Below are 15,096 nucleotides of genomic sequence, written 5' to 3'. Positions count from 1 at the left end.
GTTTTTGTACTCTGACTACTGTGCGTAATAAGAGTCAATTCCGGCGACAATCGCGTCAGCAGCTTTTTTTTGATATTCTTCACTCCCAAGCTTGTCCGCATCAGAGCTGTTTGTTATAAATCCAAGCTCAGCCAGCACACTCGGCATTTTTGAATATGTAATGACATAAAAATCCGATTCTTTCACGCCCCTGTCTCTTGTTTGCAAGGATGATACCAGCTCTGACTGAATATCTGATGCCAGCCGCTGACTGTTTTCCGCTTCATAATCAGACTGAAAGTACGTTTCCGTGCCTGAAGCAGAGGAAACGCCCGAATTCACATGAATACTGACAAAAAGATCAGCATGGTTTGCACTTGCTTTTGCCACTCTTTCCTCCAAGGTCAGAAAATGATCATCCATCCTTGTAGCAACAGGAAACGCTCCTTCCGCTTTCAGCTTGTCCACAACATAACCGGAGACAGCCAAATTAATATTTTTCTCTAACAGCCCGTTTCCGACTGCCCCGCTGTCTTTGCCACCATGACCGGCATCAATATATACCGTTTTCCCTGCTATCGGCTCTGCCGCTTGTGCACAGGGCGCGAGCATAAAAGCCAATCCGCATATCGCTAAACTCCTCCATAACATTTTCAACGTTTCTCCCTCCGGTCTGTCATTACGAGTTCTTTTGCAGCTGAATATCTTCCAGCTGTAAGGTTCCGTTTTCTTTTTTTGTATATTTCACCTGGACTTTTGTGTGATCTGGCAGGTCCTCACAATCGTCGCGTTTGTCCCTTGGAACTTGTATCATGGTTTCTTCTCCGTTAAGGGAAACGGCGATTGTATGAGGATCAGCCGAACCAATGTATTTTCCCTCTTCTGTAAACTTTGGGACTGAATCATCTGCGCTTGCAATACTGCATCCGGAAAGCAGCAGCACAGTTAACAGAAATAGACCAGTTTGTTTCACATGATCACCTCTTCCTGATGTTTGGCTTTTATCTTTGACCAGAATGTCGGATTTGTAAAGCTGGCACGAAAGCCGGCACGACGTTTCCATGATTTTCAAAAGGGCTATCTGACCTGCTGATTTCCTGTTGTTAGAAAGAAAGCAAGCGGATCTGTCTATGAAGATGTCTCTAAAAGAGCTGCATTTTAGAAAAAATTAGCGGAAAGAAGCAACTTTTTATTCATTTTTAAAAACTTGATGAATAGAGTGAGCAGATGGTTTGACGGAAGGGTTGGACAGGCGTAAGCTTTTAAAGAATATTTACTTTACAAAAAGAAGATACAGCTCATGAAAAAATGTTCTGCTGCTGGCCGCGGCAGTCATCACTTACTCCATTGGCCATCAAATCAAAGGCGGCTACAAGAGCCCCGAAAAAGAGCGAAGAAAACCACATTCGGCACTCAAGATATTCAGCCGGTGAAGCAGATTAATTGCATCAAATTTTACATATAGGCTAGAATATGTGCGAATCCAAACGAAAGAAGATGATCTTATGAATCCAAAGTACAAACCGCTCTTTGAACCATTTACATTTCGAAGCGGCGTTACGATTGACAACCGGATCGCGGTTGCTCCAATGACCCATTATTCTTCCAACGAGGACGGCACGATTTCTGAAGCGGAGCTGGACTACATCATCCCCCGTTCAAAAGAAATGGGAATGGTGATTACAGCATGCGCAAACGTCACGCCTGATGGAAAAGCATTTCCCGGACAGCCAGCCATCCATGACGACTCCAATATTGCCGGGCTAAAAAGATTAGCGCAAGCCATTCAAGCACAAGGGTCAAAAGCGATTGTGCAAATTCATCACGGCGGAACTGAATGTCCTCCTGAGCTTGTTCCGAATCAGGATGTTGTTGCGCCAAGTGACGTGTTTGATAACGGTAAACAAATTGCCCGCGCATTGACAGAGGCAGAGGTTGAAAACATTGTGAAGGCTTTTGGAGAAGCGACAAGACGTGCCATTGAAGCCGGGTTTGACGGTGTCGAAATTCACGGTGCAAACGGCTACTTGATTCAGCAGTTTTATTCTCCAAAAACTAATCAGCGCACAGACCGCTGGGGAGGAAGCGACGAGAAACGATTAGCCTTCCCGCTTGCTATTGTGGATGAGGTGAAACAAGCAATTGCTGATCACGCGAAGGGTGCATTTTTAGTCGGCTACCGCCTGTCTCCGGAAGAGCCAGATACACCGGGACTGACAATGACAGAAACCTTCACGCTTGTTGATGCCTTAGTAGAAAAAGAACTAGATTACCTCCATATTTCATTGATGGACGTCAACTCCAAAGCGCGCCGCGGCGCAGACCCAACACGTACACGTATGGACTTATTGAATGAACGTGTCGGACACAAGGTGCCGCTGATTGCTGTTGGTTCCATCCATTCTGCTGATGACGCGCTTGCTGTGCTTGAAAACGATATCCCGCTGGTGGCGATGGGGCGTGAAATTTTAGTGGATCCTGATTGGGCTGTAAAAGTAAAAGAAGGACGCGAAAAACAAATTGAAACTGTGATAAAAGGCACAGACAAAGAAAAATATCACTTGCCTGAGCCGCTATGGCAAGCGATTGTGAACACACATGGATGGGTTCCTTATAAAGATTAATTTGATGTGACTGCCGGAATATTTCGGCAGTCTTTTTTATAAAAAAAGACCCTTAGGAAAGGGTCCTTTTCGTCAATCGAATAATTTGTGCAAATATTTAAACGGCAAAATGAGAAGCTGACCAATTACTTCGGTTAGAAAATCGAACAGCAGTCCGTCACGTTTTCTGTTTTTCTTTTTTCTCTTTTTCATGCGTATGTCTCCTATATACTTCAATTGCTCTTTATCCTACGAACATCCAGCGTAAAGGGTTTCAATCCGTTTTTGCCTTTCTGTTTCTCATGGTCCAACCAACGAATATACATACGACCATTGCAGCAAATGAAATGAAGTCAATCAGCATGCCTATTTTGTGTGACTCCACAACGATGTTTGAATTGACACAAAGCGAAAGAATAAATATAGCGATTAGCAGCCCGTACGTTTCACGCATTTTCGATCACTCCAAGCGTATAAACCAAATAGTCATCAATCTTCCGCATTTATTATAACAGATTTATCCAAAAATAAAACGCCTCCTATTTATCAGTGGAAACCAATAAATAAAAGACGTTTGATTTAAGTGCTTTTGCTGATCATGCTTAAGAAGCCTTATGTTCTAATCTCAGCTTATCCGCAACCATTGCAATGAACTCTGAATTTGTAGGTTTTGCCTTCGTCATGCTGACTGTATAACCGAACAATGAGGAAATGGAATCAATATTCCCTCTGCTCCATGCCACTTCAATCGCGTGGCGGATCGCTCTTTCTACACGGCTAGCGGTTGTATTGAATTTTTTGGCGATGTCCGGATAGAGGACTTTTGTAATACTGCCGAGCAGTTCGATGTCGTTATACACCATTGAGATCGCTTCACGCAGATAGAGATAGCCTTTAATATGTGCAGGGACGCCGATTTCATGGATAATGCTTGTGATGCTCGCGTCGAGATTTTTCCTTTTTGGTTCAGGCTGGCTGCTGCGTATAATGCTGCTTTGTGATGACGGCGCGCGATGCGTCACACTGCTGGCATTTCCGCTGACCTGGCGAATATGGCCGACAAGGTTTTCCATATCAAACGGTTTGAGTATAAAGTAGGACGCTCCTAAATCGACGGCCTTTTTCGTGACATCTTCCTGTCCGAAGGCTGTCAGCATGATGACATTTGGCTGTTTTTTCAGATCTGATTCTCTCAGTCGCTCTAAAACAGCAAGTCCGTCCAAATGCGGCATAATAATGTCCAAGACGAGCACATCAGGATCTTTTTCTTTAAATAGCGACAGACATTCCTGTCCGTTATAAGCAACTCCGATGACTTCCATGTCTTCCTGTCCTTCTATATATTCACTCAACAGGCTTACCAGCTCTCGATTATCGTCAGCAACACAAACTTTAATTTTCTCCACGTTTCTTCCTCCCCAAATGTAGTTAACAGGATTCCACCTTGCTACATGTTTACATTCGACAAAACCGCTATATACCCTCTAAAAAAAATCATAACTAACAATAATAGTGGCATATCTTCGTTATTCTATGTTTTTCTCTGTTTTTCGACTAAAAATGAAATTTGACAAATAAGGAAACGTGAATTTGTCGAAAAATCTTCTTTTGTTCATTTTAACGTATGTATGATGAGAAGTGAAGAGGGAGAAAAGCAAAAAAACTGCCGGAATTCCGGCAGTTAGCTTGCTTTTTCTTTTCCGTAAATATCGATTCCTGCTTCAGACAGCATCCATTCAATATGCACGCCATAGCCGCTTGTCGGGTCGTTGACAAACACATGGGTAACGGCGCCGACGACCTTTCCATTTTGAATGATTGGACTTCCGCTCATGCCTTGTACAATGCCGCCTGTTTCCTTCAGCAGTCTTGGATCGGTAATTTTTAAGACCATTCCTTTTGTAGCCGGAAACTTTTGAGGTGTCGTGCTGACGATTTCGATATCAAATTTTTCTACCTTATCATCATCAATGACCGTTAAGATTTCAGCAGGCCCTTTTTTCACTTCATTTGAAAAGGCAACCGGCAGCGCCTTGTCTGAGATTTTGTTTTTAATCGGCTGATGCAGCGTGCCGAAGATTCCAAATGGGCTGTTTCTGTTAATGTCCCCGATCGTTTTGCGTTCAGAGGAAAATCGCGCCAGTTTTTCTCCAGGATTTCCGCCTGTCCCTTTTTCAATTGATGTTACAGTCGATTTGACGATTTCTCCATCTTCCACGACAATTGGTTTTTTCGTATCCATATCGGAGATCACGTGGCCAAGCGCTCCGTATTTTTTTGTTTTCGGCTCATAAAAGGTCATTGTGCCGATGCCCGCGGCAGAATCCCTGATATATAAACCGATTCGGTATTTGCCTTCAGCTTCATCCTTTTGAGGAATCAGCTTTGTTTTGATCTTCTGTTTATCACGTTTGATCAGCAAATCAAGAGACTCTCCGGTTTTTCCCGCTTTTTGAATAAACGGGGCAACATCATTCATTTTTTCAATTTTCTGTCCATTCATCTCAATAATAATGTCGCCTGCTGTAATACCTGCCGATTCACCAGGGGATTTTTTCCCTTCGCTTGTGTTAATTTGATGAAATCCGACCACAAGCACTCCCACGGAATGAAGTTTGACACCGATCGATTGCCCGCCCGGTATGACCTTTAAATCCGGTAGAACTTGCACTTTTGTTTTTTTGATTGGAAATCCGGCAAGATCATATACTAATTCTGACTGGCCTGATTTTTTGCCTGTAACTTTGATTTCATGCGGGTCTTTCTCAACTGTAAACGCTTCTGATGATTTTTCCTGGGCGTTTACAGATAAACTCGTTTCAATCGGTTGTGTTTGGGTTTCAAATACTCTCATTTGCGTTGGAATCAGTAAATACTCTTTTAATGGTTTGCATAAACCTACACTTAATAACGAAACAAGGAGAATTAAACCTATTGCTTTTCTAATGTTATCCGGCATTCACTACTTCACTCTCCTCGCTCCTACCCCACACCTTCTTTATGAATTGCTGCTACATCATTACTTTTGCCTTCTCAGCCCTTATTTATAACTGTCATATAAAGAAAAACATTGGATATACTGATGAACGAATGGATGAGTATACAAAAAAAATAAGCTGCGCATATGCGCAGCTTTAGACTGTTGACAAAAGTTTAAAACCGAATAAAGTTTTAAATTTTTGACATTCTTTCAGCGTGATTGAAAACCCTTGAAGTCTAGAAAGGGCGGGTGCTGTCATTCTTGTGCACCGGCGCTTAGACTTGACAACGATTGCGAGAGTTTGTCAGCACGCTGAAGCTGCTGCGTATATTGCGCAGCTTATCCAGTTGTTTTGACTTGATCCGCTTGTTTTAACAGCTCTTTCGCATGGCGTTTTGTTAAGTCTGTGACTTCGACTCCTGCTATCATGCGCCCGATTTCCGCCACCTTCTCTTGTTTAGTCAGCGGCTTTACACGCGTCGTCGTTCTTCCGTCTTTTAATTCTTTCGCAATGTAAAGATGGGTATCGGCCATGGCTGCCACCTGAGGCAGGTGCGTAATGCAAAGCACTTGTGATCCCATTGATACTTTGTGAATCTTTTCAGCAATAGCCTGAGCGACCCTGCCGCTTACGCCTGTATCTACCTCGTCAAATATAATCGAGGTAACGTCCTGCTGTGAGGAAAAAATGCTTTTAATGGCAAGCATGACCCTTGACAGCTCTCCGCCGGAAGCTACTTTAGAAAGAGATTTCAGCGGCTCCCCCGTATTGGTGGAAATCAAAAACTTCACCAGATCAATCCCTTGTTCAGTGAGCTGAACAGGCTGCCCGTTTACAACCGGCGCTTCCTCACCGCGGGTTGCTGTTCTAACCTTAAACTCCGTATCGAAAGTCGACTTTTCCATATATAAGCTTTTCAGTTCACGATGGATTTCGTCAGCCAGCTTTTTCGCCCATGTTTTTCGGATTCGGGAAACGTTTGCCGCTTCTACTGCAACATCTTTACCAACCGAATCCAGCTCCTGCTTCAGGCTCTGAAGATGGCTGTCTCTGTTTTCAATTTGATCAATCTCTTCTTCAATTTTAGAAGCATATTCTAAAATATCCTCAACGGTTGCCCCGTATTTCCGCTTCAGCTGCTTAATCTCATTAAGACGCGCCTCAATAAAATTCAATCGTTCCGGGTCATATTCAAGCTCATCCAGCATATTTCTCATCTGAAATGTAGCGTCCTCCAAAAGATAGTAGGAGTTCGAAACACTCTCAGACAGTTTTTGCAGCGGTTCGTTAATATCGGATAAATCTTCAAGCTGAGACGACGCCATTCCGACCCAGTCCAGACCGCCCTGCTCGCTGCGCAGCGCATTATAAGCATTTTGCAGTGATTCAAATATTTTCTCAAAATTTGAAATTTGCTGGCGCTCTTCTTGCAGCTGCTCATCTTCGTTCAGTTCGAGCTTTGCCGACTCAATTTCTTCCAGCTGAAATTGAATCAGATCAAGCCGATGTGCCATTTCCTGCTCACTTTCAGAAAGCTGCTTCAACTTTTTAAGCAGCTTCATGTAGCGCTGATAGCCTTCCTGATACGCTTGAAGTGCGCTTTCCACTTCGGCTCCCGCAAACTTGTCCAATAGCTGAAGATGTTTTTCGTCCTCCATTAACAGCTGGTTATCGTGCTGCCCGTGAATATCCAATAAAAGCCTGCCGATTTCTCTTAGCGACGCAATTGTTACAAGTTTGCCATTTACCCGGCATACGCTTTTTCCGTTCGTGCTGATATCCCTTCTCATGACGATCATTTCATCTGAAACGTCAATCCCCTGTTCAGCACAAACGTCAAAAACGGGATGGCCGCTGTCTAACTGAAACAGCCCTTCAAGCTCGGCTTTTGTTTCTCCATACCTGACAAATTCAGATGAGCCGCGGCCACCGACTAAAAGTGAAATGGCATCTATGATGATGGATTTGCCGGCTCCGGTTTCTCCTGTTAAAACCGTAAGCCCGCGTTCAAAAGAAACCGTCAGTTCCTCAATAATGGCAAAGTTTTTAATCGATAATTCAGCTAACAAACAGCATTACACCTCTTATCTTTGTTAGATTTCCTTTACAGCAGCTCTAGGAGCCGGCTTTTTACGCCGTCGGTATCTTCAGGAGTCCGGCAAATAATTAAAATGGTGTCGTCTCCGCAAATGGTCCCCATAATTTCGTCCCAGTCCAGATTGTCCATCAGCGCTCCAATTGCCTGGGCATTGCCCGGCATGGTTTTCAGCACAATCATATGGCTTGCTGAATCTATTTTCACAAAAGCATCCATCAGTGACCGTTTCAGCTTAGACAGCGGATTGAAACGCTGGTCCGCCGGTAGGCTGTATTTATATGAGCCATTATTTGTCGGCACCTTCACAAGGTGAAGCTCTTTAATATCGCGTGAAACCGTGGCTTGTGTGACCTTGTATCCATCCTGCTTCAGCATGTCAACCAATTCATCTTGGGTTTCGATTTCATTGCTTGTAATGATTTCTCTGATTTTGATATGCCTCTGGCCTTTGTTCATGTAAGCACCTCTATTTCCAGCTTATCTGTTCTTATATGGTATATGATTCTCCGCAAAAAGTACATGAATGCAGAAAAAAGGAATAATAGCGCCCTATTATTCCGGTACATCTGCTTTTTTTTCTTTTAACGTCCTATGTGCTTCTTCCACTATGCGGCTGATTTCCTCCTCAGGCAAGCCTGCGCCTTCTTGACCTTCACCCGGCCACTGCAAATGAAGGAGAAATTCAATATTTCCGTCTCCTCCCGTAATTGGAGAAAATGACAGGCCTTTGCAGAGATAGCCCTCGCTAGCCGAAAAACTGACCATACGCCGCAGGACATCTTCATGCACCCTCGGATCTCTGACAATGCCTTTTTTGCCGACCGATTCCCGGCCTGCTTCAAACTGAGGCTTGACAAGCGCAATACAATCGCTGCCTGGTACAAGCAATGTTTTTAAAACAGGCAGGATCAGCCGAAGCGAAATAAAAGATACATCAATCGTAGCAAACTCCGGCATGCCCTTTGTGAAGTCTGCCGGAGTCGCATAACGAAAATTCGTGCGTTCCATCACAACGACGCGTTCGTCCTGTCTTAGCTTCCATGCAAGCTGGTTGTAGCCCACATCCACCGCGTACGACTGTTTTGCGCCGTTTTGCAGAGCACAATCCGTAAAGCCGCCGGTGGAGGAACCGATATCAATCATAATTTTCTCCTGAACAGAGACAGGAAATTCTTTCAATGCTTTTTCAAGCTTTAAACCGCCTCTGCTCACATATTTCAGCGGGTTTCCTTTGATGGTCAACGGAAGCTCGCGGTCAATTTTTTCACCAGGCTTGTCCAAGCGGTTTTCATTCGAATACACGATTCCTGCCATAATGGCCCGTTTCGCTTTTTCCCGCGTTTCCGCAAGCCCTCTTTCCACTAGTAATACATCTAATCGTTCTTTCTTAGCCGTCATGATCCAATTCCTTTATGTGTCTTGGGCGGTGCCAGCATTCGAATTCTGTCTGCCACCTGCTGTTTCGTTAATCCGATTTCTTCAAGAAGCGCCGTTACGCTTCCATGTTCTATAAATCGATCCGGTATGCCCATTCTGTCGATCGGCGTATGGTACATCCCCTGTTCATGAGCAAATTCTAAAACCGCGCTTCCAAATCCGCCTTCTAAGACCGCTTCTTCAATCGTTAGAATCGGCAATCCTTCATTTAGTATGTCCTTCATCATCTTTTCATCAATCGGCTTAATGAATCGCGCGTTGACAACGCGTACGGAAAGGCCCTCTTTTTGCAGCTCTTCAGCAGCTTCAAGCGCCATTTCAATTGTTGTTCCAAATGTTAAGATGACCGCGTCGTTACCCGGACGCAGCACCTCCCACGTGCCGATTGGAATCGTTTTAAGCTGTTCATCCATTTTGACGCCGAGGCCGTTTCCGCGCGGAAAACGCATGGCGATCGGACCGCCGTCATAGCTCAGCGCTGTATGAACCATATGTTGCCCTTCATTTTCATCCTTTGGCATCATTAAGACCACATTTGGAATGTGGCGCATAAACGCGATATCAAATACGCCTTGATGCGTCTCTCCGTCTGCACCGACTAATCCGGCGCGGTCGATTCCGATAAACACATTGGCGTTTTGACGGCAGATGTCATGAACAACCTGGTCATATGCACGCTGCAGGAAGGTTGAATAGATAGCCAGAAACGGCTTCATGCCTTGTAATGCCATTGCGGCTGCCATTGTAGCCGCATGCTGCTCTGCAATGCCGACGTCGAACATCCGGTCAGGGAATTCCTGCGCAAAGCCTTCAAGCTTCGAACCCACAGGCATTGCCGGTGTTATCGCCACGATTCGCCCGTCCTCACGTGCCATTCGCTGTACTGTGCCGCTGACAAGGCTGCTCCATGCAGGCGCTGCGGCTTTTGGTTTTACAAAGTCACCTGTATTAATTTTATATGGGCCGGTTCCATGCCACGTACCGGTCGTATCGGTTTCAGCAGGTTTGTACCCTTTTCCTTTTTTGGTGATCACATGCAGCAGGACAGGGCCTTTGGTTTTTTTAGCGTATTGAAGATTCTCAATCAGTTCATGATAAGAATGTCCGTCCACAGGGCCTAAATAAGTAAATCCGAGTTCCTCGAAAAACATGCCTGAGACAAGCATATACTTCAGGCTGTCTTTGACACGTTCTGCCGTGGCGGCAAGCTTGCCCCCAACAGCCGGAATCTTCTTAAACAGATATTCAAGCTCATCTTTCACCCATTGGTATTTCCCGGCTGTTCGCAGACGTCCGAGCATGGAATGAATAGCGCCGACGTTCGGAGCGATACTCATTTCATTATCGTTGAGGATAACAATCATGTCTTTTTTCTCGTCACCGATATGGTTCAGCGCTTCAAGCGCCATTCCGCCGGTCAGCGCACCGTCACCGATAATCGGAATGATAAACTCATCCGTTCCTTTAATATCGCGAGCGGCCGCCATTCCCATCGCACCTGACAAGGAAGTTGAGCTATGCCCGGTTTCCCATACGTCATGTTCGCTTTCGCTCCGCTTCGGGAATCCGCAAAGCCCTTTATATTGTCGAAGGGTTTCAAATTCTCTTCCCCGGCCCGTCAGCAGCTTATGGACGTAAGACTGATGACCTACATCCCACAAAAACTTGTCTTTCGGGCTGTTAAATTCCTTATGCAATGCAACGGTAAGCTCAACAACACCCAAATTAGGGCCAATGTGTCCGCCAGAAGCCGATAAAGTCGTAATCAGAAACTGACGGATTTCATCACTTAATTTCTCTAATTCATCAATGGACATGTTTTTTAAAAACGACGGGTCCTGTATTGATAAAAGATCCAAAGCGGATCAACTCACTTTCAGCATGAATTTCTGCATTGATATATGTCTTAAATGCCGAGCTGAACTCAGATCATTTCTCAGGCATAAAAAAAGACAAACGCGCTCTTCCTTTTGTTTTTTCATCGAAACTGCTTACATTTTACCATATGTCGTGCAGCCGCTTCAAATAAGGATCGTTTTAGTGGTCTCTTGCCGCAATTAAATCACAAAGCTCATACAAAAGGTCTTTTTGAAGGGAGAGACCCCCAATCAAGCGCTTTGCTTCTTCTATGTGACCGTCCAATTTCTTTTTGGCCCCTTCCAGTGACAGAAGTGACGGATACGTTGATTTTTCGTTCGTTGTATCCGAGCCGACACGTTTGCCGATTTTCTCTTCACTGCCTTCTACATCTAAAATGTCGTCTCTGATTTGAAAACCGATTCCAATGTGGCTGCTGAAGGCGCGCAATGTTTCAATTTCTTCCTCAGGCGCATCCGCCAAAATAGCGCCGGCGATGACGCCAAAACCGAGCAGTTTGGCTGTTTTCCGTTCATGAATAGATTCAAGTTCTTCAAGCGTGACCTGACGGTTTTCTGCTTCCATATCAGCGATCTGCCCCCCGACCATGCCCTCGGTTCCCGCTGCTGAAATCAGTTCATTCACAAGACGAAGTCGCTTCTCTGCAGATACCTCGTCTGATACATGGGACGTAATCAGCTTAAAGCTTTCCGTAAGCAGCCCGTCTCCCGCTAAAACAGCCGTGGCTTCACCAAATACTTTATGGTTTGTCGGTTTTCCGCGGCGCAGATCATCATCGTCCATGCAAGGCAGATCATCATGAATTAAGGAATACGTGTGAATCATTTCAACAGCGCACCCGACTGGGATACCGTCTTTTTCACTTTTTCCGTATGCATTCAAAACCGCCAGCACGATGAGAGGCCGCAGCCGCTTTCCTCCGGCCTCAAGGGAATACAGCATAGATTTCTTTAATGAATCCGGGATATTAAGGTTTTCTGTATATACAAAGAGCTGCTCTTCAACCGCTTTTTTACGCTCCGCCAGAAAGCTAGCTAATTTATTTGTCACCTTCGTCTTCCTCCTGAACACTAAAAGGTGCCAGTTCGCCGTCTTCTTTTAAAATGAAGTCCATTTGCTTCTCTACTTTTTGAAGCTTTTCATGGCACATTTTTGAAAGGGCCATTCCTTCTTGAAAGTAGTTAATTGCTTGCTCCAGAGGCACATCGCCTTCTTCAAGCTTTGATACAATGCTTTCTAAGCCTTTCATCGCTTCTTCAAACGTCATGTTTTCATTTTTTTTCATGTCTGTCATTATTCTTCCCCTCTCTTATTTAATACTTCACAGGTCAGCACGCCATCCTTCAGCTTTACCTCCAGCTGGTCTTTCTCTTCTACCTGACTGACGCTTTTTATGAGTTCATCTTCCTTATAAGCCAAGCTGTATCCTCTTTCCATAATTTGAAGGGGACTTAACGCGTTCAGCTTGCCCAGAACGGTTTGAAACTGAGAATGCAGCTGCTTCATTTGGATATTCATATTTTTTTTAAGCTGATTCGTTTGATCCTCATACCGCTTTCTGGCCTGCTTCAGCTGTTCATGGGGATGCAGCGCCTCTAATCTGTAAGTTTCTCGCTCAAGCTGTCTGCTTTTCCGGTCCAAAAGAGCGGTAAGCTGAGCTTGAAACTGCTGGTAAGCAAGGTCAAACTGCTGCTCTTTTTGCTCAAACAGCCGCTTAGGAAAGCGAAATGCATATGAGGATTGAAGTGTTTGAACCCGTTCTTTTTTTCGGTTGAGATGCAGCTGCATCGCTCTTGACATCCTGACTTCCGCCGTTTTCGCCCGTTCCATTAAATCAGTTGTATGCGGCACTGCAATCTCAGCTGCCCCTGTAGGTGTCGCCGCTCTGATATCCGCAACAAAATCACTGATGGTAAAATCCGTCTCATGGCCGACAGCTGATATGATCGGTATGTTGGAAGCAAAGATCGCACGCGCTACGATTTCTTCGTTAAACGCCCACAGTTCTTCAATTGATCCGCCGCCTCTTCCGACAATTAATACGTCGCACATCTGTTTTTCATTCGCCTCTTCAATGCGCCTAACGATGGATCTGCTCGCATGTTCGCCCTGAACGAGCGCTGGAAGTACAATGACTTTTACAAGGGGATATCTTCTTTTTAGAGTTGTAATGACATCTCTGACAGCAGCACCTGTGGGTGATGTCACAACCCCGATTGTGGCTGGAAATGCGGGGATTTGTTTTTTGTAGCGTTCGTCAAATAAACCTTCTCCGGCTAGCTTCTTTTTTAATTCTTCATACGCTAAATAAAGCGCTCCGACCCCGTCAGGCTGCATTTCTTTTGCATATAATTGATAGTTTCCGCTCGGTTCGTATACGGAAATTCCGCCTCTCACCAGCACTTTCATCCCATTTTCCGGTTTAAAAGGAAGACGCTCGCTCTGTCTGGCGAACATGACCGACTGCATCCGGGCGTTTTCATCTTTTAATGTGAAATAAATATGGCCTCTCGTGTGTATTTTTACATTCGATAATTCGCCTTTAATCCAAATATTTTCAAGGTGAGGATCTACATCGAATTTTCGTTTTATATACTTTGTCAGCGCTGAGACAGTAACATACGCTGTTTCACCCATGTCTCAAACTCCTCTCGTAAGCATTCCTGCACCATAACTAAAGAAAACCCGCCCTGGCTTAAGGAGCCTGAAGAAGCGGGTATCGTGCTCATTATCCAGAGGCAGTGCTTTGTTCCATCTCTGAATATCTCCAAAGATCTATAATAACGTACGTTTCGCAGATTTAACAGTATTATGCGCAAGCATCGTGATGGTCATAGGACCGACTCCGCCTGGAACAGGTGTAATAAAGGATGCTTTTTCCTTCGCTCCTTCAAACTCTACGTCTCCGCAAAGCTTTCCGCTTTCCAAACGGTTAACGCCGACGTCAATTACGATGGCGCCTTCTTTTATCTGGTCAGCAGTGATAAAGTTGGCTTTACCGACCGCCACCACCAGGATGTCCGCTTTTTTCGTATGTTCAGATATATCTTTTGTTCTTGAATGACAGTATGTCACTGTCGCGTTTTCATTTAATAAAAGCTGGCCGACAGGTTTACCGACAATATTGCTTCGGCCGACTACAACAACCTCTTTACCGGAAAGGTCAATATTGGTTTTCTTCAAAAGCTCAACAATTCCGTGCGGCGTGCAAGGAAGAAATGTATCTTCACCTAATAGCATTTTCCCTACATTTAACGGATGAAAACCGTCTACATCCTTATCAGGAGAAATACGTTCAATCACCGCTTTTTCAGAAATATGGTCTGGAAGCGGAAGCTGTACGAGAATTCCGTGAAACTCAGGGTCTTCATTGTATTTGTCAATAATCGAAAGCAGCTCAGCTTCTGTGAGGCTGCTGTCGAATTGATCAAGCTTAAAATTCATGCCCATTGTTTCTGCCGCTTTTTTCTTTCCCCGCACGTAAGAATGAGAAGCTGGGTCATCTCCAATCAGAATAACCGCCAGGCCGGGAGTGACGCCTTGCTTTTTAAGCTCTTCTACCTCTTTTGCCAATTGTTCGCGTTTTTCTTTTGCCGTTTCTTTTCCGTCGATGATTGTTGCAGTCATTTTCTTTCCTCCTATGATTGTTCAATATCAGATTTAATGTTAGAAAGAACCCCGTTTACAAATTTTGTCGCTTTGTCATCACCAAACCGTTTCGCCAGCTCAATCGCTTCGTTCATGGAGACATTTACCGGAATGTCTTCGGCATATGCCATTTCGTATGCTGCCAGACGCAAAATCGCACGGTCAACATTGGCAATCCGATCAAGCTTCCAATTTACCAGATGTTTCGAAATCATTTCATCCAGCTGAATCTGGTGTTCCAATACCCCGTGTACAAGCTGTTCAAAGAAAGGATCTGTCTTTTCTTCATCTAATGCGTGTTCAATGGCTTCATTCACTGCAATATCGCTGACATCAATTTGAAATAGTGCCTGCAAAGCTTTTTCTCTTGCTGTTCTTCTTTTCATTTTCTTTCTCCTTTGATCCTCTTTATCTGCTTGTCGTTAAGCCATAAAGAGATCATAACATATTTTTTTCGTATCCGCATATTGAA

Annotated in this window: 14 protein-coding genes and 1 pseudogene; 2 read left to right on the top strand and 13 right to left on the bottom strand. The window is 44.6% G+C overall.

Annotated features, from left to right (window positions below; genetic code table 11):
- Positions 1-15: 15 nt before the first annotated feature.
- Positions 16-636, bottom strand: coding sequence for an N-acetylmuramoyl-L-alanine amidase family protein (locus tag LJF29_RS03120; RefSeq protein ID WP_229146906.1), 621 nt, complete (start codon positions 634-636; stop codon positions 16-18).
- Positions 637-658: 22 nt separating this feature from the next.
- A complete protein-coding gene (locus tag LJF29_RS03115) occupies positions 659-952 on the bottom strand; it encodes a hypothetical protein (RefSeq protein ID WP_032731307.1) in 294 nt (97 codons plus the stop codon).
- Positions 953-1,279: 327 nt separating this feature from the next.
- Here LJF29_RS03115 and LJF29_RS03110 point away from each other — a divergent pair.
- Both LJF29_RS03110 and LJF29_RS03105 read left to right on the top strand, forming a co-directional pair.
- A pseudogene (locus tag LJF29_RS03110) lies at positions 1,280-1,412 on the top strand (hypothetical protein).
- Between the two features lie 72 nt (positions 1,413-1,484).
- Positions 1,485-2,603 carry an NADH-dependent flavin oxidoreductase gene (locus LJF29_RS03105; protein WP_229146904.1) on the top strand — a complete coding sequence of 373 codons (1,119 nt, stop codon included), beginning with the start codon at positions 1,485-1,487 and terminating at the stop codon, positions 2,601-2,603.
- Between the two features lie 581 nt (positions 2,604-3,184).
- Here the strand turns inward: LJF29_RS03105 and spo0A are convergent.
- The 11 genes from spo0A to nusB form a co-directional block, all read right to left on the bottom strand.
- Positions 3,185-3,988, bottom strand: a complete 804-nt coding sequence (spo0A, locus tag LJF29_RS03100) for a sporulation transcription factor Spo0A (RefSeq protein ID WP_010334880.1) — start codon at positions 3,986-3,988, stop codon at positions 3,185-3,187.
- Positions 3,989-4,263: 275 nt separating this feature from the next.
- Positions 4,264-5,541, bottom strand: coding sequence for a SpoIVB peptidase (gene spoIVB / locus LJF29_RS03095; protein ID WP_229146903.1), 1,278 nt, complete (start codon positions 5,539-5,541; stop codon positions 4,264-4,266).
- A gap of 360 nt (positions 5,542-5,901) precedes the next feature.
- On the bottom strand, positions 5,902-7,632 hold the full coding sequence (recN, locus tag LJF29_RS03090) for a DNA repair protein RecN (protein ID WP_229146897.1): 1,731 nt from the start codon (positions 7,630-7,632) through the stop codon (positions 5,902-5,904).
- A gap of 35 nt (positions 7,633-7,667) precedes the next feature.
- A complete protein-coding gene (gene argR / locus LJF29_RS03085; RefSeq protein ID WP_010334883.1) occupies positions 7,668-8,117 on the bottom strand; it encodes an arginine repressor ArgR in 450 nt (149 codons plus the stop codon).
- Positions 8,118-8,213: 96 nt separating this feature from the next.
- A complete protein-coding gene (locus LJF29_RS03080) occupies positions 8,214-9,059 on the bottom strand; it encodes a TlyA family RNA methyltransferase (RefSeq protein ID WP_229146895.1) in 846 nt (281 codons plus the stop codon).
- Positions 9,056-10,957, bottom strand: coding sequence for a 1-deoxy-D-xylulose-5-phosphate synthase (dxs, locus tag LJF29_RS03075; RefSeq protein ID WP_229146894.1), 1,902 nt, complete (start codon positions 10,955-10,957; stop codon positions 9,056-9,058). The genes LJF29_RS03080 and dxs overlap by 4 nt, the downstream gene beginning before the upstream one ends.
- A gap of 178 nt (positions 10,958-11,135) precedes the next feature.
- The gene (locus tag LJF29_RS03070; protein ID WP_010334886.1) at positions 11,136-12,026 is read right to left on the bottom strand and encodes a polyprenyl synthetase family protein; all 891 of its coding nucleotides are present in this window, start codon (positions 12,024-12,026) and stop codon (positions 11,136-11,138) included.
- Positions 12,016-12,270, bottom strand: coding sequence for an exodeoxyribonuclease VII small subunit (locus tag LJF29_RS03065; RefSeq protein WP_010334887.1), 255 nt, complete (start codon positions 12,268-12,270; stop codon positions 12,016-12,018). The genes LJF29_RS03070 and LJF29_RS03065 overlap by 11 nt, the downstream gene beginning before the upstream one ends.
- Positions 12,270-13,613, bottom strand: coding sequence for an exodeoxyribonuclease VII large subunit (gene xseA / locus LJF29_RS03060; protein WP_229146892.1), 1,344 nt, complete (start codon positions 13,611-13,613; stop codon positions 12,270-12,272). The genes LJF29_RS03065 and xseA overlap by 1 nt, the downstream gene beginning before the upstream one ends.
- A gap of 138 nt (positions 13,614-13,751) precedes the next feature.
- A complete protein-coding gene (gene folD, locus LJF29_RS03055) occupies positions 13,752-14,603 on the bottom strand; it encodes a bifunctional methylenetetrahydrofolate dehydrogenase/methenyltetrahydrofolate cyclohydrolase FolD (RefSeq protein ID WP_010334889.1) in 852 nt (283 codons plus the stop codon).
- A gap of 11 nt (positions 14,604-14,614) precedes the next feature.
- Positions 14,615-15,010 (bottom strand): transcription antitermination factor NusB, encoded by a 396-nt coding sequence (gene nusB / locus LJF29_RS03050; RefSeq protein ID WP_010334890.1) that lies wholly within the window; start codon positions 15,008-15,010, stop codon positions 14,615-14,617.
- Positions 15,011-15,096: the final 86 nt, after the last annotated feature.

This window comes from Bacillus sp. LBG-1-113 (assembly GCF_020708615.1).
GTDB lineage: Bacteria > Bacillota > Bacilli > Bacillales > Bacillaceae > Bacillus > Bacillus mojavensis.
The sequence above is the reverse complement of the archived record's forward strand: the minus strand, read 5'-3'. Positions and strand labels throughout refer to the sequence as shown.

Excerpts from the sequence above, each read along its gene's own strand:
- folD (WP_010334889.1), bottom strand. The coding sequence starts at position 14,603 with ATGACTGCAACAATCATCGACGGAAAAGAAACGGCAAAAGAAAAACGC.
- LJF29_RS03065 (WP_010334887.1), bottom strand. The coding sequence starts at position 12,270 with ATGACAGACATGAAAAAAAATGAAAACATGACGTTTGAAGAAGCGATG.
- xseA (WP_229146892.1), bottom strand. The coding sequence starts at position 13,613 with ATGGGTGAAACAGCGTATGTTACTGTCTCAGCGCTGACAAAGTATATA.
- LJF29_RS03080 (WP_229146895.1), bottom strand. The coding sequence starts at position 9,059 with ATGACGGCTAAGAAAGAACGATTAGATGTATTACTAGTGGAAAGAGGG.
- nusB (WP_010334890.1), bottom strand. The coding sequence starts at position 15,010 with ATGAAAAGAAGAACAGCAAGAGAAAAAGCTTTGCAGGCACTATTTCAA.
- LJF29_RS03105 (WP_229146904.1), top strand. The coding sequence starts at position 1,485 with ATGAATCCAAAGTACAAACCGCTCTTTGAACCATTTACATTTCGAAGC.
- argR (WP_010334883.1), bottom strand. The coding sequence starts at position 8,117 with ATGAACAAAGGCCAGAGGCATATCAAAATCAGAGAAATCATTACAAGC.
- spoIVB (WP_229146903.1), bottom strand. The coding sequence starts at position 5,541 with ATGCCGGATAACATTAGAAAAGCAATAGGTTTAATTCTCCTTGTTTCG.